This is a genomic window from Haloferax marinisediminis (genome assembly GCF_009674585.1).
GTDB classification, from domain to species: domain Archaea; phylum Halobacteriota; class Halobacteria; order Halobacteriales; family Haloferacaceae; genus Haloferax; species Haloferax marinisediminis.
Window position 1 is genome coordinate 804,304 of the sequence record NZ_WKJP01000001.1, and the last position, 23,455, is coordinate 827,758.

The 23,455-nt window shown below is 62.8% G+C and carries 21 protein-coding genes and 1 other RNA gene; 13 read left to right on the forward strand and 9 right to left on the reverse strand.

Annotated features, from left to right (window positions below; all coding sequences use genetic code 11):
- Nucleotides 1-822, forward strand: coding sequence for a DUF5806 family protein (locus GJR98_RS04170; RefSeq protein WP_151135749.1), 822 nt, complete (start codon nucleotides 1-3; stop codon nucleotides 820-822).
- A 20-nt stretch (nucleotides 823-842) separates the two neighbouring features.
- Here the strand turns inward: GJR98_RS04170 and GJR98_RS04175 are convergent, their stop codons facing one another.
- The 3 genes from GJR98_RS04175 to GJR98_RS04185 all read right to left on the reverse strand — a co-directional run bounded on the left by GJR98_RS04175 (nucleotide 843) and on the right by GJR98_RS04185 (nucleotide 3,524).
- On the reverse strand, nucleotides 843-1,364 hold the full coding sequence (locus tag GJR98_RS04175; RefSeq protein WP_151135751.1) for a DUF7529 family protein: 522 nt from the start codon (nucleotides 1,362-1,364) through the stop codon (nucleotides 843-845).
- Nucleotides 1,365-1,484: 120 nt separating this feature from the next.
- Nucleotides 1,485-2,774, reverse strand: a complete 1,290-nt coding sequence (locus GJR98_RS04180) for a dihydroorotase (protein WP_151135753.1) — start codon at nucleotides 2,772-2,774, stop codon at nucleotides 1,485-1,487.
- A gap of 60 nt (nucleotides 2,775-2,834) precedes the next feature.
- Nucleotides 2,835-3,524 carry a lipoate--protein ligase family protein gene (locus GJR98_RS04185; protein ID WP_151135755.1) on the reverse strand — a complete coding sequence of 230 codons (690 nt, stop codon included), beginning with the start codon at nucleotides 3,522-3,524 and terminating at the stop codon, nucleotides 2,835-2,837.
- A gap of 54 nt (nucleotides 3,525-3,578) precedes the next feature.
- Here GJR98_RS04185 and GJR98_RS04190 point away from each other — a divergent pair, with 54 nt between their 5' ends.
- Entirely contained in the window at nucleotides 3,579-4,487 is a 909-nt protein-coding gene (locus GJR98_RS04190; RefSeq protein WP_151135757.1) for a hypothetical protein, read from the forward strand.
- A 220-nt stretch (nucleotides 4,488-4,707) separates the two neighbouring features.
- Entirely contained in the window at nucleotides 4,708-5,397 is a 690-nt protein-coding gene (locus GJR98_RS04195; RefSeq protein WP_151135759.1) for a helix-turn-helix domain-containing protein, read from the forward strand.
- Nucleotides 5,398-5,690: 293 nt separating this feature from the next.
- Here GJR98_RS04195 and GJR98_RS04200 read toward each other — a convergent pair whose 3' ends face one another.
- On the reverse strand, nucleotides 5,691-6,815 hold the full coding sequence (locus GJR98_RS04200) for a hypothetical protein (RefSeq protein ID WP_151135761.1): 1,125 nt from the start codon (nucleotides 6,813-6,815) through the stop codon (nucleotides 5,691-5,693).
- A 60-nt stretch (nucleotides 6,816-6,875) separates the two neighbouring features.
- On the reverse strand, nucleotides 6,876-9,476 hold the full coding sequence (locus tag GJR98_RS04205; RefSeq protein ID WP_151135763.1) for a PAS domain S-box protein: 2,601 nt from the start codon (nucleotides 9,474-9,476) through the stop codon (nucleotides 6,876-6,878).
- A gap of 113 nt (nucleotides 9,477-9,589) precedes the next feature.
- On the opposite strand from GJR98_RS04205, the gene GJR98_RS04210 reads away from it, so the two are divergent.
- On the forward strand, nucleotides 9,590-10,075 hold the full coding sequence (locus GJR98_RS04210; protein WP_151135765.1) for a PaaI family thioesterase: 486 nt from the start codon (nucleotides 9,590-9,592) through the stop codon (nucleotides 10,073-10,075).
- A gap of 18 nt (nucleotides 10,076-10,093) precedes the next feature.
- Here GJR98_RS04210 and GJR98_RS04215 read toward each other — a convergent pair whose 3' ends face one another.
- Nucleotides 10,094-10,666, reverse strand: coding sequence for a cysteine hydrolase family protein (locus GJR98_RS04215; protein ID WP_151135767.1), 573 nt, complete (start codon nucleotides 10,664-10,666; stop codon nucleotides 10,094-10,096).
- Between the two features lie 151 nt (nucleotides 10,667-10,817).
- Between GJR98_RS04215 and GJR98_RS04220 the strand changes: the two genes are divergently transcribed.
- The 3 genes from GJR98_RS04220 to GJR98_RS04230 all read left to right on the forward strand — a co-directional run bounded on the left by GJR98_RS04220 (nucleotide 10,818) and on the right by GJR98_RS04230 (nucleotide 15,009).
- Nucleotides 10,818-12,278 carry an Hvo_1808 family surface protein gene (locus GJR98_RS04220; protein ID WP_151135769.1) on the forward strand — a complete coding sequence of 487 codons (1,461 nt, stop codon included), beginning with the start codon at nucleotides 10,818-10,820 and terminating at the stop codon, nucleotides 12,276-12,278.
- A gap of 73 nt (nucleotides 12,279-12,351) precedes the next feature.
- Nucleotides 12,352-13,782, forward strand: coding sequence for an Hvo_1808 family surface protein (locus GJR98_RS04225; protein WP_151135770.1), 1,431 nt, complete (start codon nucleotides 12,352-12,354; stop codon nucleotides 13,780-13,782).
- Nucleotides 13,783-13,857: 75 nt separating this feature from the next.
- The gene (locus tag GJR98_RS04230) at nucleotides 13,858-15,009 is read left to right on the forward strand and encodes a nicotinate phosphoribosyltransferase (RefSeq protein WP_151135772.1); all 1,152 of its coding nucleotides are present in this window, start codon (nucleotides 13,858-13,860) and stop codon (nucleotides 15,007-15,009) included.
- A gap of 129 nt (nucleotides 15,010-15,138) precedes the next feature.
- Here GJR98_RS04230 and GJR98_RS04235 read toward each other — a convergent pair whose 3' ends face one another.
- Nucleotides 15,139-15,741, reverse strand: coding sequence for a TIGR00296 family protein (locus tag GJR98_RS04235; RefSeq protein WP_151135774.1), 603 nt, complete (start codon nucleotides 15,739-15,741; stop codon nucleotides 15,139-15,141).
- 149 nt (nucleotides 15,742-15,890) lie between these two features.
- Here GJR98_RS04235 and rnpB point away from each other — a divergent pair.
- From rnpB to GJR98_RS04255, 4 genes are all read left to right on the forward strand, one after another.
- Nucleotides 15,891-16,305: RNase P RNA component (rnpB, locus tag GJR98_RS04240), an RNA gene on the forward strand.
- A gap of 77 nt (nucleotides 16,306-16,382) precedes the next feature.
- Nucleotides 16,383-17,537, forward strand: coding sequence for a matrixin (locus tag GJR98_RS04245; RefSeq protein ID WP_151135776.1), 1,155 nt, complete (start codon nucleotides 16,383-16,385; stop codon nucleotides 17,535-17,537).
- A gap of 122 nt (nucleotides 17,538-17,659) precedes the next feature.
- Complete coding sequence (locus tag GJR98_RS04250) at nucleotides 17,660-17,971, forward strand: hypothetical protein (protein WP_151135778.1); 312 nt, start codon at nucleotides 17,660-17,662, stop codon at nucleotides 17,969-17,971.
- Between the two features lie 207 nt (nucleotides 17,972-18,178).
- Nucleotides 18,179-19,411 (forward strand): digeranylgeranylglycerophospholipid reductase, encoded by a 1,233-nt coding sequence (locus tag GJR98_RS04255; protein WP_151135780.1) that lies wholly within the window; start codon nucleotides 18,179-18,181, stop codon nucleotides 19,409-19,411.
- A gap of 54 nt (nucleotides 19,412-19,465) precedes the next feature.
- Here GJR98_RS04255 and GJR98_RS04260 read toward each other — a convergent pair whose 3' ends face one another.
- Nucleotides 19,466-19,762, reverse strand: coding sequence for a hypothetical protein (locus GJR98_RS04260; RefSeq protein WP_151135782.1), 297 nt, complete (start codon nucleotides 19,760-19,762; stop codon nucleotides 19,466-19,468).
- A gap of 96 nt (nucleotides 19,763-19,858) precedes the next feature.
- Here GJR98_RS04260 and GJR98_RS04265 point away from each other — a divergent pair, with 96 nt between their 5' ends.
- Nucleotides 19,859-21,091 (forward strand): MBL fold metallo-hydrolase, encoded by a 1,233-nt coding sequence (locus GJR98_RS04265; RefSeq protein WP_151135784.1) that lies wholly within the window; start codon nucleotides 19,859-19,861, stop codon nucleotides 21,089-21,091.
- Nucleotides 21,092-21,667: 576 nt separating this feature from the next.
- A complete protein-coding gene (locus tag GJR98_RS04270) occupies nucleotides 21,668-22,999 on the forward strand; it encodes a hypothetical protein (protein WP_151135786.1) in 1,332 nt (443 codons plus the stop codon).
- A 43-nt stretch (nucleotides 23,000-23,042) separates the two neighbouring features.
- On the opposite strand, the gene GJR98_RS04275 is transcribed toward GJR98_RS04270, so the two are convergent.
- On the reverse strand, nucleotides 23,043-23,432 hold the full coding sequence (locus tag GJR98_RS04275; protein WP_151135788.1) for an SHOCT domain-containing protein: 390 nt from the start codon (nucleotides 23,430-23,432) through the stop codon (nucleotides 23,043-23,045).
- Nucleotides 23,433-23,455: the final 23 nt, after the last annotated feature.

Here is a 23,455-nt window from a genome sequence, read left to right on the forward strand (position 1 = left end):
ATGACAGACGAGTTTGGCGAGTCCGACGAGGACTTGGCCGGTTCCGAGACGGAGCCAGACCCGACCGAATCGGTCGAAGACGCACCCGAAACGACGGAATCTCGGGAGTCCGAGTCAGCAGGGGCGACCGTCGAAACCGGAACCGGTGTCGATGCGGACGCCGATGCAGCGTCCGAGTCTGCCACTGAGTCGGTTGACGAGGAAGCCGATGCCGGCGCTGACGAGGAATCGGGTTCTGACGGCGACACCGACGTCGAATCCGCTGACGCCGACGCTGACGCCGGAGACGACGCCGACACCGATGCCGACGCTGAACCCGACGTTCCGAAAGACGTGCAAAAGTACGCCCGCTTCAAGAAGGTCGACGGCGCGCAGTACGACCGCGTCAACGACTTCCTCCGCGACCGGACCTACGTGACGGCGCGCGAGTGGGCCATCGCACGTCTCTGTGCGGACTTCCGAACCGAGACGGGTGTCGAGATGACGAAGATTGGCGAGAACCTCCCCGAACTCGTCCCGTTCATGACCGACACGTACTCGCCGCAGGCGGTCAATCAGGCACGCTCTGCGTTCCGTGACAAGGTTCGAAAGTCGGGTGCGACGTTCCTCTACGGTGCGATGTCGGGGTTCTTCACGGCCGAAGAACTCGACGAGATGATGTACGAAGTGACCGAGATTGCGAAGTTCCTCCTCGAAGTCGAGGGTGTCGACCTCTCGGTCGAAGAAGAACTCGAAGCCGAAGAGCGCATCTCGAGCGTCATGCGCGAGGTCCGTGAGGCGAGTACGGAACTCCGGAACGAAGAACTCTCGAACGACGACTGAAGAGAACGCTCGAACGAGCGTTACGGAAACAGTGGGTCCGGGTCGGACTGGAGGAGTTCGACACGCTGGTCGGCTTCGACCGGCCTGACGTAGAGCCGTAATTCGCCCTGCTCGCGGGCTTTCTTCGCCATTACGTCCACCTTGTCCAGCGCGTAGTAGAGCGGAACGACGACTGCTTTCTCCGCCGCCGGTGCTTGCACGACGGAGACGGCGAACACCGTCCCACTCTCGCGGGCACGGTAGACGTCGTATCTGTCGAACGCTGCGTGGTCGACCCACTCCGAGAGCGTCTCGAACTCACGGCCCGGCACGAGGATGTCGAATCCGACGCGCTCGGTCGCGTCGGGGAGATTCGCCGGGGGAAGCACCGTCACGTCACCGGGGTGGAGGACGAGCGTCTCCCAGCCTTCTGCCTCGTACTCTTCGGCAGTCGCTTCGGCGTCTTCGACGACAGTCTCCCAGAACGACAACACTCCTTCGAGTGGATGGGGGTCTCCTGCGTTCGGTCCACGAGTCCGCGGCGGCGTCTGCTCTTCGGTCATGTGTGTCGTTGTCTCGGTGAGTCCGACGGGAAAAGGATTCGCTTGCCGAATCAGAACGTGGCGGCGAAACAAGCAGTCATCTCGTCGAAAGTCACGGCGCGGTACTGGGTGGCGTGTCGGTTACGCCCGAACGTTCTCGCCCGACACGTCGCCGAACGACTCGCCGTCCCAGACCAACTCGCCACGGAGCATCGTCCACTCGGGGAAGACGCCGGTGAATCCCTCGAACGGCGTCCAGCCACACTTCGAGTGGAGGTCGTCACCGCGAATCTCGCGGGCTGCGTCGAGGTCGTAGAGGGCGATATCGGCATCGGCGCCTTCCTCGATGCGACCTTTCTGCGGCAGGTCGAAGATGTCTGCTGGGTTCGTCGCGACCACGTCGCGGACGGTTTCGAGCGACAGGTCGCCGTCGACGGCCGCACCGAGGAGGAGCGGAACCATCGTCTCGACGCCGGGAACACCACTCGGCGCGTCGAGGAGTGACTGGTCTTTCTCGTCGACCGTGTGCGGCGCGTGGTCGGTCGCGACCACGTCGATACGGCCGTCTGCGAGGCGCTCGAACATGGCTTCGCGGCGTTCTTCGGAGCGGAGTGGCGGGTTCATCCGACCGTAGGTTCCGAGGTCGGCGAGGTCGTCGCGCGAGAGGAACAGGTGGTGGGGCGTCACCTCACAGGTCGCACCGCCGTCGCGGGCGGCGTCGACGCCCTCCGGCGTGCTCGTGTGGGCGATGTGAATCTGCGCGCCCGTCTCGCCACCGACGCGAACGGCGCGTTCGACGGCGACCGCTTCGGCCTCAGCGCTGCGGTAGGCACTCCACGCGTCGGCGTCGGCGTCGCGGCCGATGCCACCGAGGTCACCCTCGATAGCCGACTCGTCGAACAGGTCGGCGTCTTCGGCGTGGACGGTCACCGGGACGCCGGCCTCACCGGCGCGCTCGGCGGCCGCCGAAAACAAGTCGGCGTCGATGCCCATGTCACCGGTCGAGTCGGCGAGGAACACTTCGCCGAGGGCGAACAGCGGTCGGTCGAACAGGCTCTCGGGGTCCCAGTCGGGTGTCACGCCGCCGTTGATACCGTAGTCGATACACGAGTTCGCGGCCCGGTCGGCCTTGGCGTCGAATCCAGCACCCGTGGTCGTCGTGGGGTCGGTGTTCGGTTGGTCGGCGACCGTCGTCACGCCGCCCGCGGCGGCGCTCTGCGACCCGGTCTCCCACGTCTCTTTGTGTTCGAATCCCGGTTCGCGGAAGTGGACGTGGACGTCGATTGCGCCCGGTAGAAGGAGGTTCTCGTCGGCGTCGATGGTCTCTTCGTCGGCGACTGGGTCGAGGTCACCGACGGCGGCGATGCGTCCGTCTTCGACGCGGACGTCAACCACGCGCCCGTCGGCCAGCGTCGCGTTCGCAATTCGCATAGGTGGGGGTGCCACGCGCCGCGTCCTAAGTCCGGCGGTTCGGGTGACGGACCTTTACACTCACAACTCGACGTCGCTCGCGGCTTCGATTCGAGTCACCGCGTCGCCGACGAACACGTCTTCGAGCGCCTGGCAGACCGCGTCTGGGTCACCCGGTCCGCCTGCGGTGTCGACGCTCCCGACCGACTCGGGGTCGAACGGCACGTCGATTGCCTCGTAGATAGGGACGAGTACGTCGGCGATTTCGTCGCGGTCGGTGACGATGACGACGCCGGAGACGAGCGCAGACGACTTTCGCACTCGCTGGGCGATGCCGCAGAGTTTCCCACCGGCCTGAACTGAGTGGTCGCCCGGACAGTACGAGTTCGGCGGTTCGCCCCGTCGAGCGGGCACACCGAGGGTTCGAAGTGCACGGATGACGGCCGTGGCTCCCGCCTCGTACCGTTCGTCGAGACCGGCGCGGGCGTCGTCGAGCGGAATCGCGTGGGCGAACGCGACGGTCGTGCCGGTGTAGGCGACCGCCCGTCCGCCGACTGAGCGTTCGAGTGCGGGGAATCCGCTGGACTCGGCGGCAGCAACGGCGTCGTCGTATCGACTCGCTCGCGTGTCGCGCCGGCCGAACGCAATCTGTCGGTGCGGTGTCCACGCACGGAACGCGGGTTCGCCAGTCTCGCCAGTCTCGCTGAGCATGGCCGCGGTGACCGCCCGGTCGGCCTTCCTGTCGGATTTTCGGCCGCGGATGACGCGCATATCTGTTCGAAGCACCCCGACGTACCTAAGAACATCCGTCCCGTCCCCACGACCATGCTGCGTCTGCCGCGGTCGGTCCTCACTCACTTCGAGCGGTTTTCGCTCTATAACTCACCGTATCCCGCGCACGATAGTGGATGCGCAATCGACCTCTACGTCGACGCCGACGACACACGCGCTCGCTCGCCCGTCGCGGGCGTCGTCCGCGAGACGAGAACCGTCCGTGCGCCCGATAAGCCGTACGCCCACGACGACGAATACCTCATCTTGGTCGACGTGGACGCCGACGCGACCGGGTTGTCGTGGACCGGTCGTCCCGCTGACGACCCACGTGAGGGTCTCGTGGCTCGAATGCTCCACGTCGACCCCGACGTGACTGCCGGTGACGAAGTCGCCGTCGGCGACTCACTTGGCCGACTCGTCCGGTCTGGGTTCTTCGCGCCGTGGGTCACGAATCACGTCCACCTCGGCTTTCGACCCGAGTCCGCGAATCACCACCGCGCTCGGGGGTCGCTCCCGCTCAGTGTCGACGTGACCGTCTCGCCACTCGACTGGGACGGGCGAGGAACCGTCGTCGAGGTGGGGGAGACGTACGTCGTCCTCGACCGACCGACGCGTGCCGGACAGGCAGAACCGGGGGCGTTCGTCGGCCTCGCAAGTGACGAGGGCGTCGTCTTAGACGGGGGACTCGCGCACTACGCGTTCGGAGGAACACTCTCCCCGGTCGACGACGACCGGTCACTCTCGCTCCTCGGCGCAGAACTCGGCCGAACGACCGGACGCGACGTTCCGTGGACTGACTTCGACGTGTTCGCGAACGGTGAGCGAGCGACTGGATTGTCACTGTTTGCATCGCGGGGCGACTTCGGGACGAAAGTCGTCTACCCAGACCACGACTTCGCCGTCGGCGACGAAGTGAACGTGAGTATTCGTCCGAGTACGGACCCGATTCGACTCGGCTGACGGCGCCCTCAGCAGTCGACGTGTGTGGACTCTCTGTGTAATCCATCTCTCTGACAGGTGGCGCGATTGCAGTATTGCCTATAAAAGCATTTACTATGAAAGGTAGGAAGTCCGGAAATAATATGTCGATATTTCCCTTACGCTTGTGCGCTCGTGAGACACAGTGTACTTCCCTCCGGAGAGTCGTGGAGATTCTCCGAAATCCTCCATCACCAACATGATGCGTGACGACGACATCATCGCTGGATACGAAGTCGAACTCGGGTACCCCCTCGGTGATTCCTACCTCGGCTCTGCGCTCAAAAACTCGGACCTCGAAATCGTATTCGTCCCGGGCGTTCCCGTCTCGAGTGGCCCGGTTCCCTACTTCACTGTCCATGGCTCAGATGCCGACGTCGTCGAGGACGTTCTGCAGTCACACAGCGACGTCGAGGAGTTCGAACTCGTCTCCAGCGGGTCGGATGGCCGACTGTACCGTTGCCAGTGGAAACTCCAAGACGGAGGCATCGTCTCGACGATTCAGGCGCACGACGGTATCGTCCGAGAGATGGTCGGAACGAACGAAGGCTGGGTCGTCTCGGTGTTCTTCCCGACGAACGAACACGCCGCCAAGTTCCACGATGCGTGCCTCGACCGACGTCTCGAAATCGACATTCGCCGTGTCGAACCATCCCGTATCGACGGTCATCCACCAGTCAACGACGGACTCTCGGAGAAGCAACTGACGGCACTCGAACTCGCATTCTCGCGGGGGTACTTCGAGACGCCAAAAGAGGCGTCGTTGACCGAAATTGCGGACGACCTCGGTATCTCTGAACAGGCACTGTCGCAGCGACTCCGTCGCGCACTCAATCGGCTCGTTGCATCGTCAGTCGACGATGCGGTACGAGGCCGTTCGCGTTCCAAGTAGACTCGTCGAAACCGCAGTGCCCGAGGCGCAGTCGGACACCGACGGTGGCGTGTGTCAGTTATCGTACTGCCACCGATGACGGTTTACAGTCCGACATTCGCTGGCATCACGAGTGTCTGTGGGTGCCACTGACACATTCTCGTTCTCATATCGAATGGATATGCGTATCCCTTTCTCAGACAAGGGGTTTTTAAACATTGCCGGTGGTTTTAGCCGGTTTTACCGCTGTGTCAACCGACAATCTGTCGGTGGGTAGAAGAGAAGAGAAGAGAATAGCACAGAACAGAACGCGATTACGCGTCGAAGTAGTCGAGGTACTCGTCGACGAATGCGCAGGTCTGTTCGTAGGTCGGGGGTGTTCCGTTGCGGACGAAGTGGCCAGCGACGGCGTTTCCGACGACGAGCGATTCTGCGCGGCCGAGACCGAGCACGTGAGCGAGTGCGAGACCGGCGTTGAAGTGGTCGCCAGAACTCGTCGTGAGGACTGGGTTCTCGGTTCGTGGGACACCGACGCTCGTAGTTCCCTCGTCGTCGACGAGGTGTGCAGCGTCGATTCCGTGTCCGACGAACCGCGTGACGCCGAGGTGGTCGAACGCGGCGCGCGACTCCGTTTCGAAGTCACCTTCGTCGACCCCACCGAGTTGTGCGATGTACCGTGTTTCGTACCGGTTCGCCGAGACGAGTACGTCTACCACCTCGTCCAGTGCGGAGACCTCGGAGACGCCTTCGGCGACGACGTCGGGTTCGCGCTTTCGGAGGTCACCGGGGTCCAAGAGAAGCGTCTTCGGTGGGTTCGAGAGCGTCGGCCACAAGTCTTCGCGAATCCCTCGCGCAACGTCGGGCAGTTCGGGCATCTCTGACCAGTAGCCCATGCCGAACAGTTCGGCCCCGTCGACGAGTTCGGCCAGTCGGTCCAGTCCGACACGCGATACGATGGTTTCCCAGTCGAGCGTCATCAGTGCACCAATCTCGGTGAGCATCAGTTTCCCGTCGCCAAACTCGACTGCGTCGGTGTATCCCGGCGACCCGAGCGTTTCGAGCGGGAAGTCACCGAACTCCTCGACGAACGGCGCTTCCAGGGGGTCGCCGAGGCACCCAACGATTGCGGGGTCGAACCCCATCTCGCCGAAGGCACGGGCGAGGTGGCTCACGTGTCCACCGGTACGGACGCCGTCTTGTATCCACTCGAATGAGAGCGAACTCTCGGCCTCCACGGAGGCGTTCACGCGGTCTGAGAACGCGGCCAACGTCGACACGCGCTCGTACTCCTCAGCAGACTGCCGCTCGGAGACGACCTCGCGGACTCGGTCGATGTAGCCGTCGAACCCGAACACGACGCGTCCCCCGTCGACTGCCGGTGGCACGGCGTCACGACAAGAATCGACCGCCTGTGCCGTTGCTTCGTCTGGTCGGTCCATACCCCCGACTTCGAAAGGGCCTGAATTAGGTGTTTACGCTGACGGCGACCTTCGCGGTCGTCAGGATTCCTCTTCGGTCGTGATTTCGAACCGCGCGCCTCCGTCTCGGCTCTCGGAGAACCAGATGCTCCACCCGTGGGCGTTGACGACGCTCTGGACGACGTTGAGCCCGAACCCGGTTCCGCTCGAACTCGTCGTGAACCCCGCTTCGAAGATACGGGGGCGGTCAGACATCGCGATTCCGGGCCCATCGTCTTCGACGTAGAAGCCAGAGCGGTCTTGCAGTGGCCCGATTCGGACGGTCACGTCGTCACCACCGTGTCGAATCGCGTTCGAGATGAGGTTCTCAAGGAGTTGCCGAAGACGGCCCCGATGCGCGAGGACGTCTCTGTCTCGTTCGAGTTCAAGTGTCGCATTCGGGGCGTCCGACGCGGCGATGTCCCACGCCTCTGTCGCGACTGCTTCGAGCGACAACAGTTCGACTTCGTCGATCGTCTGGCCGTTTCGGGCGAGTGCGAGAACGTCCTTGATGATTGCACCCATCCGGTCGTGGGCGTTTGCGACGCGTTCGAGTTCCTCAGAATCGTGTTTCTCGCGGGCGAGTTCGAGATAGCCTGTCGCGACGTTGAGGGGGTTCTGTAAGTCGTGTGAGACGGCCGACGCGAACGACTCCAGTTGTTCGTTCTGCCGCGCGAGTTCCTCCTCACGCTGTCGGAGGAGTTGCTCGCGTTCGACCCGATCGAGTGCTGCACGAGTGTTCGACGCCAGCACTTTCGCCAGTGTGATGCGCTGGTCGGCCAACTCCCCTGCATCGTGGGACCCCACCAGGAACACGCCGTGGTCGGTTATCGGCACGATCAACTCCTCTGTGATGTCGGTGTCCGGGTTGTACCGCCGCGGATTCGACTCGACGTCGCTGTAGAGGCGGGGTTCGTTGGACTCGAAGACTTCCCACGAGAGACTCGCTCCCCGCGGAAACGGTGGTATCTCTCCAAACTCCTGTTTGGCCCGTTCCGAGAGCGCCGTCGGGACGAGGGCGTCGATTGATTCGTCGTACAGAAAGACGCCGCTGAGGTCGTAGTCGAGCACTTCGACGGCAGCGTCACAGACGACGTCCGCAACCGCTTCTTTGCTGGTTGCCGCGCTCAGGCGCCGTGTCGAGACGTGGAGTGCGTTGAGTCGCTCCTGGTAGCGTTTTCGCCCGGTGATGTCGGCCGAGAGGCCCACTGCACCTGAAACCTCGCCTTCGTCGTCGACGATTGGCGTGATAGTGAACTCAATGACGAACTCGTCGTTGCCAATCGACAGTTCCACTTCGAACCGCTCGCCGGTACTCTCGCCGACGAGGACGTCTTCGAGTACAGTCTCGATTTGGTCGTACTGTTGCTCGTCGAGCAGGCCGAGTTCGTGTGCGACCGAGATGTGTTGGCCAACGAGGGACTCGCGTGGAATCGAGATGCGCTCTGCTGCCGCCTCGTTGATGTACTGAAGAACGCCGTCGGCGTCGGCGACGTAGGCTCCCTGATGGATACTCTCGACGATGGTCTCGTACCGCTGGAGTTGGTTCTCGTAGGTTCGTTGCTCGGTCACGTCGCGCGAGGTCACGACGAAGCCATCGACTGTCGTGTCGATGTGGTTCGCCCCGACGGATTCGAGCCATCGCCACGACCCGTCTGCAGTCCGGTGACGATACCGAACCGGTTCGTCGGTTCCGTCGCCCGTCTCGAATGATTCCTCGTACGCGGACATGACCGTCTCCCTGTCGTCGGGGTGGACGAGGTCTTTGATGTGCGTCCCGACCAATTCGCCTTGGTCGTATCCGAGGACAGATTCGATAGACGGGCTCTGGTAGCGGATGTGGCCGTCGGCCCCGACGAGCGTCACGACGTCGCGTGCGAGTTCGATGAGGCTTCGGAACTGCGCTTCGGTCGCGCGCTGTTCTGTCACGTCGCGCATCGTGACGAGGACGCCGTACTCCCCGTGGTACCCGATGTCCTGCACGTTCACCGAGCACTCGCGGACGTCACCGTCAGTGTCGACGATACAGATGTCGTAACTCTCCGGTGCCGCTTCACCACGTCGTCTGCGTTTGGATATCTCGGCGACCTTTTCTCTGTCGTCGGGGTGGACGATGTCCAAGACGGCGGTCCCAGCGAGTTCGTCATCGTCGAGGCCGGTCAGTTCTGTGAGTCGGCGATTCCAGAACTGGAAGGTCGTGTCCTGTGCGATGAAGATGGCGTCGTTGCTCTGTTCGACGATGAGTCGATACAACGAGTCGCCGTCTCGGGACGTTGTCGCCCACTGGGAGAACTCGATTGCGCGCTCGATACGGGCGGCGAGTGCGTCTGTGTCCTCGACTGCTGTCGACCGCTCGATACCGATTCCGCCACCGAGGACGACAGTGGCAGAGACCTGTGTGGGGTCGTCTATGAGGACGTAGACGGGGACCGGTCCGACTGTCTCACGGACCCGTGAGACGAACTCGGCGTCAGTGTCGGTGTCGGAGGAGCCGTCCAGGACGACGCCGTCGACCGTCTCGTCGAGTGTGTCGAAGACGTCCTGTCGCCCGTCGACTGTCTCGACAGCGAACCCGCGCCGTTCGATACCCTCTGCGAGGATAGCGGCATCCTCACCAACGAGGAAGACACGGGAGTCGTTCATACATCTACGATTTTCGGGGGCGATAAATATCCTCTGCCCATCTATCCTGACATTTCTCTGACAGTGGGGCGCGGACCGTCGGTTACATGCGCTCTCACATACTCGGTCGTGACATGACCGACGAGTTCCCTGCCGAGGCCGCGGCCATCGTCCAGCGGCACATCGAGGAGGAACACGGCTACCTCTCGTGGCTCAACACCCAGGTCGATGCCATCGACCGTGGTCGTATCGTGATGACCATCCCGTACGACGAGAAACTCACGAACACGGTCTCGCCACCCACCATCCACGGTGGTATCGCAGCGACGCTCATCGATACTGCGGGTGGCATCGCCCTTCGGACGATGCTCGACGACCCACTCTCCGGTGGTGTCGCCACGATCAACCTCAACGTGAACTACCTCCGCCGCGCGTCCGGCGACTTGACCGCCGTCGCCGAAGTCGTTCGGGCGGGCGGAAGCGTTGGCGTCAGCACCATCACCGTCGTCAGTACCGATCCGAAAGAAGACGAAGACGTCGCGCGACGGCAGTCGCCGTCGGCCGACTGGGACGACGCCGTGGCCACTGGGCAGGGCGCCTACCGACTCTTCAGAGAGTAAGCCTTCGCTGCCGGCGACTCACTCGAATTCGACGTCGTCGAGCGTCGTCGTCTCGCCGAACAACCAGTCGGCGTGTTCGACGGCGTACTCCTTGTGTGCGTCTTCGATGTAGCCGAGAGCGTCCGTGACGAGGATTGGACGATAGTCGCGGAGGCCGGCGCTCCCAGCGGTGTGGAGCACACAGACGTTCGCGAGCGTCCCGCAGATGAGCAGGTCGTCGACGCCGTGGGCGTCGAGCCATCCGTCTAACTGTGTCTGGTAGAAGGCGTCGTAGGTGTGTTTCTCCACCACGAGGTCGTCGTCTCGAACGTCGAGGTCGCCGAGTAACTCGGCGTCCCACGTGCCCTCGACGACGTGTTCGCCCCATCGCTCGAACTCGTCGTAGTAGTGGGCGTCGTCGAACTGCTCCGGTGGGTGTACGTCTCGCGTGTAAACCACCCGTGCGCCTTCCTCGCGGGCCAGCGAGACGAGAGTTGTGACGGCCTCGACGGCCGCATCGCTCGCCGGCGAAAAGAGACTCCCGTCCGGGTGACAGAACCCGTTTTGCATGTCGACGACGACCACTGCGGTCCGTGTCGGGTCGAGTGCCATAGGGAGTGGTTGTCTCGGGACGACCAAAACAGTACGCGCCGTGAGGGGCCGTCCCTCCAGCGACGCTCGCTTGCCACGGTTGCGACGGATTCTGTCGGTTTCGGCGAACGTATCAGAAAAGGTACTTCCCTGCGGAGGCTAACTGTATGGTATGCGATTGACTGGCTTACGTGCCCTCTTCGTCGCTGCTCTCTTGGTTCTCGCTGGGTGCGCTGCCCCCACCGCGACACCCGGTGCAGCAAGTGGCGACACGTCTCCCCCCGCGACGCCGGACCCCGACAGAGAAGGATTCTCCGACCCAGAAACCGACGTTCTCGGGTGGGAGAACGGTTACTGGTACGACGAACCGATTGCAGTCGACCAGTCTGATGGTCTCAACGAGTCCGAACTCGACGCGTACGTCAGTCGCGGCATGGCACGGGTCGAACACATACGGGAACTCGAATTCCAGCAGACGGTCCCCGTGAACGTCATCTCTCGGGACGAGTACCGAACGCAGAACGCCAACCGGTCTGGGTCGCCAGACTCCGAGTTCAACCGCTGGAACGACCAGGTGTGGGAAGCACTCTTCATCACCGGTGAGTCCCAAGGCAGTGCAGACGCCATCTCGGAGACGACCGGAAGTGCCGTCCTCGGATTCTACTCGCCGACCGACGACGAAATCAAAATCGTCACCGACTCGACGGGCGCGCCGACCATCGACAACGCCACGCTGATTCACGAACTCCAGCACGCCCTCCAAGACCAGAACTTCGACCTGACCGACTCGCGCTTCCGTGGTGAGACGCAGGACGGTGACCTCGCAATCGACGGCGTCGTCGAAGGCGACGCGAAACTCGTCGAACTCATGTACACCGAAAAGTGCAACTCGGGTGCGTGGGACTGTGTGGAGACGCCCGCTGCGAACAGTTCTGGTGGGTCGTCCGATGGAGGAAGCGGACCGAATCTCGGAATCCTCCTCACGATCTTCCAACCGTACTCTGACGGTCCCGTCTACCTGAACACGCTCTACCAAGACGGTGGCTGGGAAGCCGTCAACGACGCGCTTCGCTCTCCACCCGTCTCGTCCGAGCAGGTCATCCACGTCACCAACGACACACCGACGCCCATCACGTTCGAAGACGAGGCCACGAACGGATGGACGACGTTCTCTGAGCAGGGCGTCGATGGGTCCGATACCGTCGGTGAGGCGTCTATCTACGCCATGTTCTGGTATCAGGCGCGCACGACCGGTGCCGAGACCATCCGCCTGCAGACCATCGTCGAGACGGACGCCCAGTACGACACGTACAACTACGACGCTGCACCCTCGGAGGGATGGGGGAACGACCGCGTGTTCCCGTACCAAAACGAGGCCGGCGCTGAGACCGAATACGGCTACGTCTGGGTGACGCAGTGGGACTCCGACGGTGACGCCCGCGAGTTCGAGGATGCGTATCTCAACATCCTCGAAGCCAACGGCGCGACCCAACAGGCTGACGGTATCTACGTCATCGAGCAAGGGGCGTTCAACGATGCTTTCCGTGTCGTCAGAACTGGTGACCGGGTCGTCATCGTCAACGGTCCGACGCCAGCAGACGTGAACGAGATTCGGCCGAGCCTCGCGTCCTGAGCGCGAACGGGCATCCATTCGCACGGCACCACCGCCGGGACGCTTTTTTTCGTCGGGGACCCAGTGGTCTTGCATGAACCGGCGTCGACTCGCTGCGATTCTCTCGGCACTCCTCCTCGTCGTCTCAGGGTGTGCTGCACCCGTGATGAACCCCAACGCGGCGAGTGACGACGACGTCGACACCACAACCGAGTGGTCGTGGCCGGACGACCCACCGACGGACCGACTCGGATGGGAAAACGGCTACTGGTACAACGAGACGATAGAGGTGAACCAGTCCGACGGCCTCAACGCCACAGAACGTGAGGCGTTCGTCGCCCGGACGATGGCCCGCGTCGAGGTCATCCGCGAACTCGAATTTACTGAACCGGTCCCTGTGGAAGTCATCTCGCGTGCCGAGTACCGCAACGAGTCTGCCATCGGTACTGCCCCCGAAAACGAGTCTGAAGCACTCCACGCCGACTGGAACGACCAGGTGTGGGAATCGCTCCTGTTGGTCGGCGAAGACCGGACGATCGACGAGGTGTTCGGCGAACTCTACGGCGGTGCCGTCCTCGGCTACTACTCCCCGTCGGACGACGAAATCGTCCTCATCAGTTCCGATGGCGACCCGGTCATCGACCGACGAACGCTCGCCCACGAACTCCACCACGCCCTGCAGGACCAGCACTTCGGTCTCGACCAATCGCCATCGACCCAAGACGAGCAACTCGCCGAGAACGGCCTCGTCGAAGGCGACGCTCGATACGTCGACCGACTGTACGAAGAGCGCTGTGCAGCGGAGTGGGAGTGCGTTGCTCGTCCATCCGGAAGTGGCTCGTCCGGCGGCCCGTTCGACTACCCCGTCTTCTTGACCATCTACGCCCCGTACAGCGAGGGTCCTGAGTTCGTCTCCGCCCTCCACGAACGCGGCGGATGGGCGGCCGTCGACGCCGCCTACGCGAACCGACCAGTCTCCACAGAACAGATTTTCGACCCCTCGGCGTACCCCGACGAGCGACCAGTCGACGTGCGTATCGAAGACCGGTCGTCGGACGCGTGGACTCGATACGACCACGACCCAGTCGGTGACACCGTCGGTGAGGCGTCCATCTTCGCGATGTTCTGGAAACACGGCGCTATCGACCGAGACAACCTCCAGCGAAACACCGGTGCGTACTCGGCGTACAACTACTCTGCCGGTCCCTCTTCGGGGTGGGCCGGTGACCTCGTCGTGCCGTACCGCCCCACGTCGGACGAGACAGCGTCGGCAAACCCACACCAGCGGGCCTACGTCTGGAGGACGGTCTGGGACACCGAAGAAGACGCACGGCAGTTCGAGACGACGTACGTGAAGACGACGCTTCAACTCCGTCTGGGTGCGAAACGAGTCGCTCCGAACACCTACGTCGTAGAGGATGGTCCGTTCGCTGACGCCTACCGAGTGACGCGAACCGGCGACACCGTCACCATCGTCAACGCGCCGACCGCCGCGGAGTTGGATGCGGTGCATCGGCCGGCGTGAATTGAAGAAAATTCCTCTTCGACCGCTCGCACCGATTATGTACCTTTTTCATCGGGCGCGCGGAATCGACGACCAATGACTGAGTTCGACATCGTCGGTCCCGAGGCCATCCGCGAAGGCGTCGCGACTGACGCCTACTTCGAGCGGACTGAGGCCACTCTCCGACACGCGGGAAAGAACCCCCGCGTCGTCGCCGAGGTGACGGCGGACCAGTTCCCCGACGGGGAGTTCGAGGTGTTCGCCGGTGTGAAAGACGCCGCGGCACTCCTCGAAGGCCACGACGTCGACGTCGACGCCATGCACGAGGGCCAACTGTTCGACGGCGGCCCAGTGATGCGAATCGAGGGAGACTATCTCGAATTCGCTCGCCTCGAAACCTCTCTTCTCGGATTCCTCTCGCACGCGTCGGGGTGCGCGACGGCCGCACTCGACGCGCGAGTCGCCGCCCCCGACTCCACCGTGCTCTCGTTCGGTGCCCGCCACGTCCATCCGTCTATCGCCGCGATGGTCGAGCGAAGCGCGCTCGTCGCCGGACTCGACGGCTTCTCACACGTCGCCGCCGGCGACATTCTCGGCCGCGAAGCGAGCGGCACCATGCCGCACGCGTTGATAATCGCCTTCGGCCGCGACAAGCAGGAAGACGCCTTCCGGGCCTTCGACGAAGCAGTGCCCGAAGGTGTCCCACGAGTCGCACTCTGTGACACCTACGGCGACGAAGTCGGCGAAGTCCTCTCCGCAGTCGATGCGCTCGGGGACCACCTCGACAGCGTTCGCCTCGACACCACGTCGTCGCGCCGCGGGAACTTCCGCCACATCGTCCGCGAGGTTCGCTGGGAACTCGACGCACGTGGCCACGAAGACGTCGGTATCTTCGTCAGCGGCGGTCTCGGACCCACAGAACTGCGCGAACTGCGAGACGTCGTCGCCGGATTCGGCGTCGGAGGCTACATCTCCAACGCGAACCCGGTGGACTTCGCGCTCGATATCGTCGAAGTCGAAGGCGAACTCGCGGCCAAGCGCGGCAAGCTCTCGGGCGTCAAGGAGGTCTATCGCACGGCGGACGGCGGCCACCACGTTGGCCTGCGTGGCCGACCCGGCCCGACGGACAGCGAGTCGCTCCTCAAACCACTCATTCGCGACGGCGAACTCGTCCGCGAGTTCGACCTCGACGCGGCGACGCGGCGAACCCGTGAAGACGCGCAGAAGGTCGGATTCGGCGAGGAGTAGCGGAGACACGTCTCTCGACACGTCGGGTACACCCTATCTGCAAGAGAGAACGCTGCGTCGACAGCGGCACTGTGGCCGTCGTCGGTGTGCGAACTGTACCGCCCGTATTTCGTCTGTTGTCGGCCGGACTTACAGCGCTTCGACGCTGCCGCCGTCTTCGCGCTCACGGAAGACCTGCCCTTCGAAGAGCGTAATCATCGTGTCGTCGTCCTGCCACGCGAGTGGGGAGAGACCGGATTTTCGGCACGCGTTCGTGAGGAACTCTTCTTTGGACCATCCAAGCTCGAGTGGGAGCGTCGGATACATCCATCCGTGGGTGCCGCCGGCGTCGATGGCGATGCCGTGTTTCCCGAGTTCGATGTCTGCAACAGGGTCGTTAGTCAGTGTGTAACTGTTAACGATGCAGACGGAGATGTTGAGGTTTGGTAGCTCTGGTGCTTCGATTTCCGTCTGACACGAGTCGCCGGACGCTGCCTTGATGGCGGCGTCGACGATGGCGTGCCCAAGTTGGTCTTTTCCACGATAGGCACCTGCACAGCCTCGAAGTCGTCCTCGCCCACGGGTCGACTTGATGCGCACGAACGCCCCAGTTCGTGCGTAAAAGGCATCTCGCATACTGCCCGGTTGTTCTCGTTGCCCGTGAAGAACGTACGATTCGACCGATTCCCGCGCCAGTTCGACCGCCCGCGCCCCATCCTCGTAGGTGAGGTGTACGGTCTGCGCCTCGGACATACTACTATTCAAGGCCTGTATTGACTTCAACGCTTCCCTCGACTGTTAACCAGTTGTTAGGTTGATTAATGCCCACATAAGTTGGCTAAATGGGTCGTCCAACCGTCCCAATCGAACCGCTTATCCGAGGGACGAGACTACAGTACGTCGGCAGAGAGAGCCCAGTTCCCGTGCCCGAAACGGGCATGAGGAAAGTCCCCCCACCGTCTGGACAGGTGACCGGGCGCAAGCCCGGAGTCGGAGACGGCTGGCTCTGGAACAGAAACGACACCCCTCGACCCGACCGATGACGCGCGGTCGTGGCCGCATGGCCGCTACCGACGTACCGGGATTCCTCTCGTGTACGTGCGAACCGACCCGTAAGGGAAGGGAGATAACCCGCAGAGGGAAGACGGTCGAGAATGGATGGAACGGTGAATCCTCACCGGTGCAAGTCCGCGCCGTGAAGGTAGTCCGGACGGCGCGTCGGGTTCGCCCGGCGTGCCCCTGGGTTTCGACCCGGGAAGGACGCGGACGCTTAGCCGAATGCTGGGACGAACAGAAGGGGGCTTACTCCTCTCAGCCGATTTCGAACTCGTGAGCGACTGCTCTCGCAAGCTGGAGGACAAACCTTCTTGCCGATTCGCCACCCCTGTTCGTGTATGCGAGGTCTCCCGATTCTGCTCGCCTTCCTCATCACGCTCGCAGGGTGTACGGCACCTGTTTCGCTCGATGACGAGGGGCCAACAGTCGAGACCTCGACCGAGATTGCGGCGCCGCCGACCACGACGCCACCCACGGAGTCGACGGCGACCACGAGCACGCCCTCGACCGGTGTGACCGAAACGGCGACGCCACCACCGGAGACAGCGTCGACAGCAGCCCAGACGACGACGGAGCAGGCGACGGAAACGACGACGTACCCGCCTGCGTCGGGATACGGGCCGTGGGGTGCAGACCCAGTTCTCGTCGACGTGGAGGCGCCGAACGACGGGCGAGACTACGAGTCACTGGTTCGTGAGGCGACGGTGTTCTGGGAGCGGAACGACGCGCGATATCTCGGCTACGAAATCGAGTACGCGGTGACCACCGACGCGCGGAACCCCGACATCGTCGTTCGGTTCTCGGAGACGATTCCAGAGTGCAGTGGGCAGGTCGACGCCGTCGGGTGCGCGCCGTACATCACCGACGCCCGCCAAATCGACCGTCCCGAGACGGTGTACGTTATGACTGGGTTCGGAGACGACTCCACCGTCGAAATCATCGAACACGAGTTAGGGCACACGCTCGGACTCACCCACGGTGACGAACCGGCCGAGTTGATGAACGCGACGGGTATCCTCTACACGCTCCCGCGCACGAACGCCACCGACAGAGTGTTCCCGTGGGACGACCCCGACTTCACGGTGTACGTCGACGACTCCGGTGCGGCGGACTCCGATGGCGCGCGCGACCAGATTCGACACGCCTTCGACTACTACGCTGCGGGTGCGCCGGGGATGCCCGACAACCTCACGTTCACCTACGTCAACGACCCCGGAGACGCGGATATCCACATCTCGTTTTCAGACACGTCGCCGTGTGGGACCGGGAGTGCCTCGTGTGCCGCCGTCACTGGATACGACCCCGACGGCGACAGAGCACTGGAGACGTACGACAGTTTCCGTGTCGTCCTCGTCGACCTCGACACCGACGCTGTCGGGTGGCACGTCGGCTACTGGACGGCGCACTATCTGGGCGCAGAAGACGACGCCGACAAACCCGAACCCTTCCAGAACGCCACGTACACTGAACGACGAAGTGAGTGGTGGGAGTGACTCAAGTCGCCGGCCGACCTCGTCAGTGAGTCTTTCGTCGAGTTCGTCGGTGACCAGCCACCGGCCTGAGTGGCGACTCATCTGGCCGAGCCATTCTTTGTCACAGAACGCATAGGTTGGGTGTGATTCCCACCGATAGGCACGACAACCAACGCTCCTCGTTCGACGAGGAGACGTTCCGCGAGGCACTCGTCGAGTTCGGCGGTACCGAGGCGGAACGCCGGGTCGTCGCACGACAGGCCCGTGACCTCGCCGACTCGGGACAGGCCGAAGCAGACCGTGGCGCAGTGCTCACGGCCGACGAAATCATTCGTAACCTTCGGGATGCACCCGACGGTGGACCAGCAACACGCTGGAACTGGTGGCTTGGGGCGCTCGAAGCGGCCTACGGAAGCTATCGAGAGTTCCAAGTTCGACGCATTCCGGAAGTCTGACCGACGCTGCTGCCAGCAACGATTTTTCGACAATCTTCGTTCGTACCCTGAACACGTGCCCACTCGTCAATTCTGTCGGCGAACAGGCGACGATACACCAACCTATTCATAACAGCGCGAGCGTTCAAAACCAAAGCAGATTACACGCTCGTTTCAGAATGAGTGTGTAGCGCGTACGAACAACTTACCGGTGATGCCTACTCTACAATGACAGACAACTATGATGTGATTATCGCAGGTGCTGGCCCTGCGGGTGGACAGGCGGCACGAGACCTCGCGTCCCGCGGGTACGACGTGTGCGTCCTCGAGACCGAGTCCAGAGACGAATTCCCCTCGCGGAGTAACAAGTCGACTGCCGGGACGTTCCCCTCTACGATGTCCTCGTTCAACATTCCGGACGAGGTTGTGATGAACTTCACCGACGACGTCGTCTTGGAGTCTCCAAACTACCACTACCGACGACACCAACCCGGTGCAGTCCTCGAGTTCGCCGATTTCAAGAACTGGCTCGTCGAGGAGTCCGAGGCCGACGGTGCAGAGTACCGATTCGACGCTCGCGTCTCGAAACCAGTGATGGAAGACGGGAAAATCGTGGGTGTGCGGTACAACGGCGACCAGGAGGTGTACGGTGACATCGTCATCGACGCGACCGGCCCGAGCGCGCCACTGGCGAAGGCGCTCGACGTCTGCAACCTGCGACGCGAGAAACAAGCGATCGGAATCGAATACGAGTTCGAGGGGATGAACCTCGACCCCGACGGCTACGCCGACCTCACGGACACGATGATGCTTCGACTCGACCACGACATGGCTCCGGGTGGCTACTCGTGGATTTTCCATACTGGTGAAGACGAGGCGAAAGTCGGCGTCTGTTACATCCAAAACGAAGGGCACCGACACAACGCCAAGTCTGGATACACGATCGACGACTACCTCCAGCACTGGGTCGACACCGACCCCCGCTTCGAGAACGCCGAGCGTATCGCGGGCAAACAGCACCGCGGGTCCGCACACATCCAGCTCCCCGACCGGATGAGCACGGACAACTTCATGGCGATCGGCGACACCGTCCCGACCGTAGACCCACTCTGGGGTGAGGGCATCGACAAGTGCATGCGTTCTGGCCGTGCCGCCGCCGTGACTGCCGACCGCGCACTCACCCACACCGACCAAGACACGTCTGCGTCGGAACTCGCGATCTACGACCAACTGTGGCACGAGCGCGTCGCACCCAAGGTGAAAAACCGGCTGTTCATGACCGAGATGCTCTACCGCGCCTCCAACGAACGCTACGACGCACTCCTGAAGGACATCCACCGCTTCTCCGAAGACCAGTTAGACGACGCGAACGGTGGCAACCCCCTCGCGATGCTCCGAATGATGAGATTCGAAGACCTCTCGATTCTCGCCTCGACGGCGAAAGAGTGGTTCTCGAACTGAGCTGACTGATTCACACACCCGCGTCTGCAGCGTTTACGTCCTCTTCGACTTCTCTCACGCCCGCTCGTCGAGCACTGCGAGTGCATCGTCGAGAGCGGCACGTGCCACGTCGACGTGTTCGTCAGCCTCGTCGTCTTCTGTGTCCTCGACGTTCGAGAGGAGGTGTTCGACGTGACCGAGGCGGGTCCGAACCACGTCGTCTGGCGGGAGTGGTCCAGCGGCGAGGTCGGCGGTGACGGCCTCTGCTTCACCCAGCCATCTACTGGCGTCTTCGCGGACTGGCCGTGTCGCCGTCGCAGCGAGGTTGTCGTGGAGGGCCGACACCAGTGAGTCGAGGGAACTGTCGGACATGGTCTACGAGAGGCCGCCTACAGACAAAAACGTCCAGCGTCCACGCTGCCGCCCGGACCGACGGGCAAAAGCCCCTCCAGTCGGTACGGACCACCAATGCAACTCCAGTTCCTCGGCGGGGCCGGGGAAGTCGGGCGCAGTGCGATTCTCGTCAACGAGTCGCTGCTCCTCGACTACGGGATGATGACCGGGAACCCTCCACAGTTCCCCGTCGGGTCGGTCGACCCCGACGCCGTCGTCGTCTCGCACGGCCACCTCGACCACGTCGGGACGGTCCCCTCGCTCCTCTCGGGTTCCGACTGGCCGGCAGTCCATTGGACACCGCCGACCTACGAACTCGCGCTCACACTCGCACGAGACACGCTCAAACTCCACGGCGGCACCTACGACTGCCCGTTCACCGAGACACACATCCGCCGGATGACTCAGCAGTCCGAACCGCACGACTACGGCGAGACATTCGAGGCTGCTGGCCACGAGGTCACGTTCTACAACGCCGGACACATACCCGGGAGCGCACACGTCCTCGTCGACGACGGCGAGACGCGCCTCCTCTACACCGCCGACTTCCACACGGACGACCAGCGGTTGGTCGCCGGAACCACCAACCGCCCAGACGCGGACGTCGTCATCTGCGAGTCCACGTACTCTGACGTCGAACACGAAGACCGGGCGACAGTCGAAGAGCGGTTCGTCGAGTCCGTTCGGACGACCATCTGGCAAGGCGGTACCGTCGTCGTCCCCGCGTTCGCCATCGGTCGCACACAGGAGATTCTCATGGTCCTCGATGCCCACGACATCGACTGCTACGTCGACGGGATGGGAACGCAGGTGCTCGAGATGCTCCGTAACTACCCCGGGTACGTCCGCGACCCGACGGCGCTCAAACGGGCCAAGTCGAACGCACGACTCGTCTCGGGACGCGACGGCCAGCGTCGCCGTATCGCGCGACAGAACTCCGTCATCGTCACGACGAGTGGGATGCTCTCGGGGGGCCCGGCGATGACGTACATCCCCGAGATTCGCCAAGACCCGACGAACAAAATCTGTCTCACTGGGTATCAGGTCGAAGGAACACCGGGTCGTGAACTCGTCGAACGAGGGCGATGTGAACTCAACGGCGGCGTCGTTCCCGTCGCCGCACGCGCCGAGATGTACGACTTCTCCGCCCACGCGGACAAACACGGGCTACGGGAGTTCCTCGCCGACTATCGTGAGACGCCGGTCTTCGTCAACCACGGCGACCGCTGTGAAGCGTTTGCCGAGGAGCTCAGGACTGACGGCTTCGAGGCGACGGCCCCCGAAGTCGGCGCTGTCGTCGATATCTGACTCGGGCCACACGCCGAAAAGGGAGTCTTGATTACGCTGTCTCGTCGTCCGACGACGCTTTCAGTGACCGGCTTGCCGCGACGCACGCCGAGACACGGAGGCGCGTTCGTTGTGGACGGAAGCGTTTGAGCACCTCGAGTGGACCACCTGTAGACGAGTCCGAAGCCATAGTTTTAGGCCGGCCTAAAGAAACAAAGCCGTTACGAAAAAATCGATATGTACCCCGCTTCGTTCAGTGCGGGGAGACTGTTACCGGCGGTATCGTCGCAGACTCTCTCGGTCGTGCCTTCCTCGGGTCACCGACTGGCCGCGTCGAACGGCTGGTGTGGCTGGCTTCGACCCTTCCGTCTCGGCTGTGAGTGAACCCATCGAAACCGACTGTTTTCCATCGGAACGTGGACTAATTAACACAACTAATCGAAGCGTTCCTCGTCGACTAGGCTATGTCTAATCTTGTCATGCGTTCTATAACTATGGCTGTCACACGCGTCTATTCTGCCGACTGTCCGAGAGCTGCTGAGAGACCTGTGTTGCCCACGACCGACTGCTCCGACTGCCCCGCTGCCCGCTTACCTGATGGTACCGATACGCCTCATCGTCGTCATTTCGCTCCTCGTCGTTCCAGTGACGGCCAGTGCCGCAGTCTCCTTTTCACCCGCTGATGTTGTCACCTCGTTCGACGCCGATACCGACCGACCCTCCAGTGTGACTGACGTCCCCGCTGACACAGATGTGGTCCCCATCGACGCGAGCGACGATGTCGATTCGTATTCGATGACACCGACTGAGGACTCGTCGTTCGTCGGGACACCGACCGCGGTGTCAGAACCATCGTGGATAGATTCGGACGCTGATGGTCTCGACGACCGGTTGGAGGCGTCGCTCGGAACCGACCCGACTGTCGCCGACACAGACGACGACGGCCTCGACGATTGGGCCGAGGTACTCCGACACGAGACCGATCCGCTCGACCCCGATTCGGACGGTGACTCTTTCTTCGACGGAACCGAGTTCCGACTCGGTCTGGACCCGACTGTCCCAGAGGGTGACGCTTCGCTCGACACCGACGGTGACGGCCTCACCGACGAGGTCGAACAGCGAATCGGGACTCGCATCGACCTCGCGGACACCGATGGTGACGGGCTCGCCGACGGGGTCGAAGTGTACGGCGCACCCCGGCAGTTCCCCGGCGCTGACCCACGCCACAAAGACCTCTACTTCGAGGTCGACGCCTATCACACAGTCACGGTAAACCAAACTGCACTGGACCGCACTGCTCGTTTCTTCGCTTCTGCCCCGGTTGAAAACCCTGATGGAACGACCGGCTTTGCAGTCCACTTCATCATCGACGACACGAACCTCACAGCGCTCCCTGCGGCGAACGTGAGCGACAACAGCGCAGTCACCACGAACTTCGACCGGGCGGGGAGCGGCTACCTGTACATCTACCTCGCGGAGACGGTCTCCATCGATGACCGGCGCGTCCGCGCGTCTGCCAACTATGGCCGAGTCGCGATGGCCGGCGACGACCAAACAGACCGACTGTACGTCCACGAGATTGGGCACCTACTCGGTGTCCACGGAAGTGACGGCCCGGGCGTAGACTCCTACGAAGCCTCGGTCGACGAGTACCCCAGCATCATGTCCTACGAGTACCTCAACTCGAACCGAGAACTCCGGATGGCAGTCGGCGATGAGTCACCGAAGTCGAACGACGATTGGGACGATATCAGACGACGGTTCACCCGATGGGTCGATACGAGTGCCATCGACGGAACTGCGACTGAACCGCAGCAGGCGACTCCGAGAGAGAACAGGGCACCAGTGGAGAATCAGTCGGCGGCGGACACCCAGCACTCAGCGGCCACCGACCGCGCAACTCGCGAGAAACACGCCCGTCTTCGATAATTCTCGCAGGGGGTCCACCCGTTTCACCCGACTGCGAGAGACGTCAGTTTTGGCTCCCGCTCTGTTCGAGGCGTGCCCGCCGACGGTCGAACTCGTCGTCGTCGATGTCGCCGCGAGCGTACGCACGGCGGAGTTCGTCGAGGGCGTCGTCACCACGGTTCCCAGTCAGTGTGCGGAACAGTATGACCCCACCTCCGACTAACACCGTGAGGACGAGCAGTTGCCCAAAGAGGCCCATTCCCCACATCCACCACGGAACAGACCCACTGGTTCCGCCGTGCATCCACGTGTCGTGCATCCATCCACCACCCCAGCCCATTGGGCCGGTTCCGAAGAGGCCGGACATCCCGACGAGTGCGGGGAAGATGAACAGTGCCGCGAGCGCGAGCAGTACGATGCCGATGAGCCGTGTCGAAGAACGTGTTGTCGTCATGCGTTGTCACCTGGACAGTCACT

Coding starts and splice junctions, on each gene's coding strand:
- GJR98_RS04230 (WP_151135772.1), top strand. CDS start 13,858: ATGACTGAGTTCGACATCGTCGGTCCCGAGGCCATCCGCGAAGGCGTC.
- GJR98_RS04245 (WP_151135776.1), top strand. CDS start 16,383: ATGCGAGGTCTCCCGATTCTGCTCGCCTTCCTCATCACGCTCGCAGGG.
- GJR98_RS04195 (WP_151135759.1), top strand. CDS start 4,708: ATGCGTGACGACGACATCATCGCTGGATACGAAGTCGAACTCGGGTAC.
- GJR98_RS04190 (WP_151135757.1), top strand. CDS start 3,579: ATGCTGCGTCTGCCGCGGTCGGTCCTCACTCACTTCGAGCGGTTTTCG.
- GJR98_RS04235 (WP_151135774.1), bottom strand. CDS start 15,741: ATGTCCGAGGCGCAGACCGTACACCTCACCTACGAGGATGGGGCGCGG.
- GJR98_RS04265 (WP_151135784.1), top strand. CDS start 19,859: ATGCAACTCCAGTTCCTCGGCGGGGCCGGGGAAGTCGGGCGCAGTGCG.
- GJR98_RS04220 (WP_151135769.1), top strand. CDS start 10,818: ATGCGATTGACTGGCTTACGTGCCCTCTTCGTCGCTGCTCTCTTGGTT.
- GJR98_RS04205 (WP_151135763.1), bottom strand. CDS start 9,476: ATGAACGACTCCCGTGTCTTCCTCGTTGGTGAGGATGCCGCTATCCTC.
- GJR98_RS04175 (WP_151135751.1), bottom strand. CDS start 1,364: ATGACCGAAGAGCAGACGCCGCCGCGGACTCGTGGACCGAACGCAGGA.
- GJR98_RS04180 (WP_151135753.1), bottom strand. CDS start 2,774: ATGCGAATTGCGAACGCGACGCTGGCCGACGGGCGCGTGGTTGACGTC.
- GJR98_RS04210 (WP_151135765.1), top strand. CDS start 9,590: ATGACCGACGAGTTCCCTGCCGAGGCCGCGGCCATCGTCCAGCGGCAC.
- GJR98_RS04170 (WP_151135749.1), top strand. CDS start 1: ATGACAGACGAGTTTGGCGAGTCCGACGAGGACTTGGCCGGTTCCGAG.
- GJR98_RS04270 (WP_151135786.1), top strand. CDS start 21,668: ATGGTACCGATACGCCTCATCGTCGTCATTTCGCTCCTCGTCGTTCCA.
- GJR98_RS04185 (WP_151135755.1), bottom strand. CDS start 3,524: ATGCGCGTCATCCGCGGCCGAAAATCCGACAGGAAGGCCGACCGGGCG.
- GJR98_RS04255 (WP_151135780.1), top strand. CDS start 18,179: ATGACAGACAACTATGATGTGATTATCGCAGGTGCTGGCCCTGCGGGT.
- GJR98_RS04260 (WP_151135782.1), bottom strand. CDS start 19,762: ATGTCCGACAGTTCCCTCGACTCACTGGTGTCGGCCCTCCACGACAAC.
- GJR98_RS04275 (WP_151135788.1), bottom strand. CDS start 23,432: ATGACGACAACACGTTCTTCGACACGGCTCATCGGCATCGTACTGCTC.
- GJR98_RS04215 (WP_151135767.1), bottom strand. CDS start 10,666: ATGGCACTCGACCCGACACGGACCGCAGTGGTCGTCGTCGACATGCAA.
- GJR98_RS04200 (WP_151135761.1), bottom strand. CDS start 6,815: ATGGACCGACCAGACGAAGCAACGGCACAGGCGGTCGATTCTTGTCGT.
- GJR98_RS04225 (WP_151135770.1), top strand. CDS start 12,352: ATGAACCGGCGTCGACTCGCTGCGATTCTCTCGGCACTCCTCCTCGTC.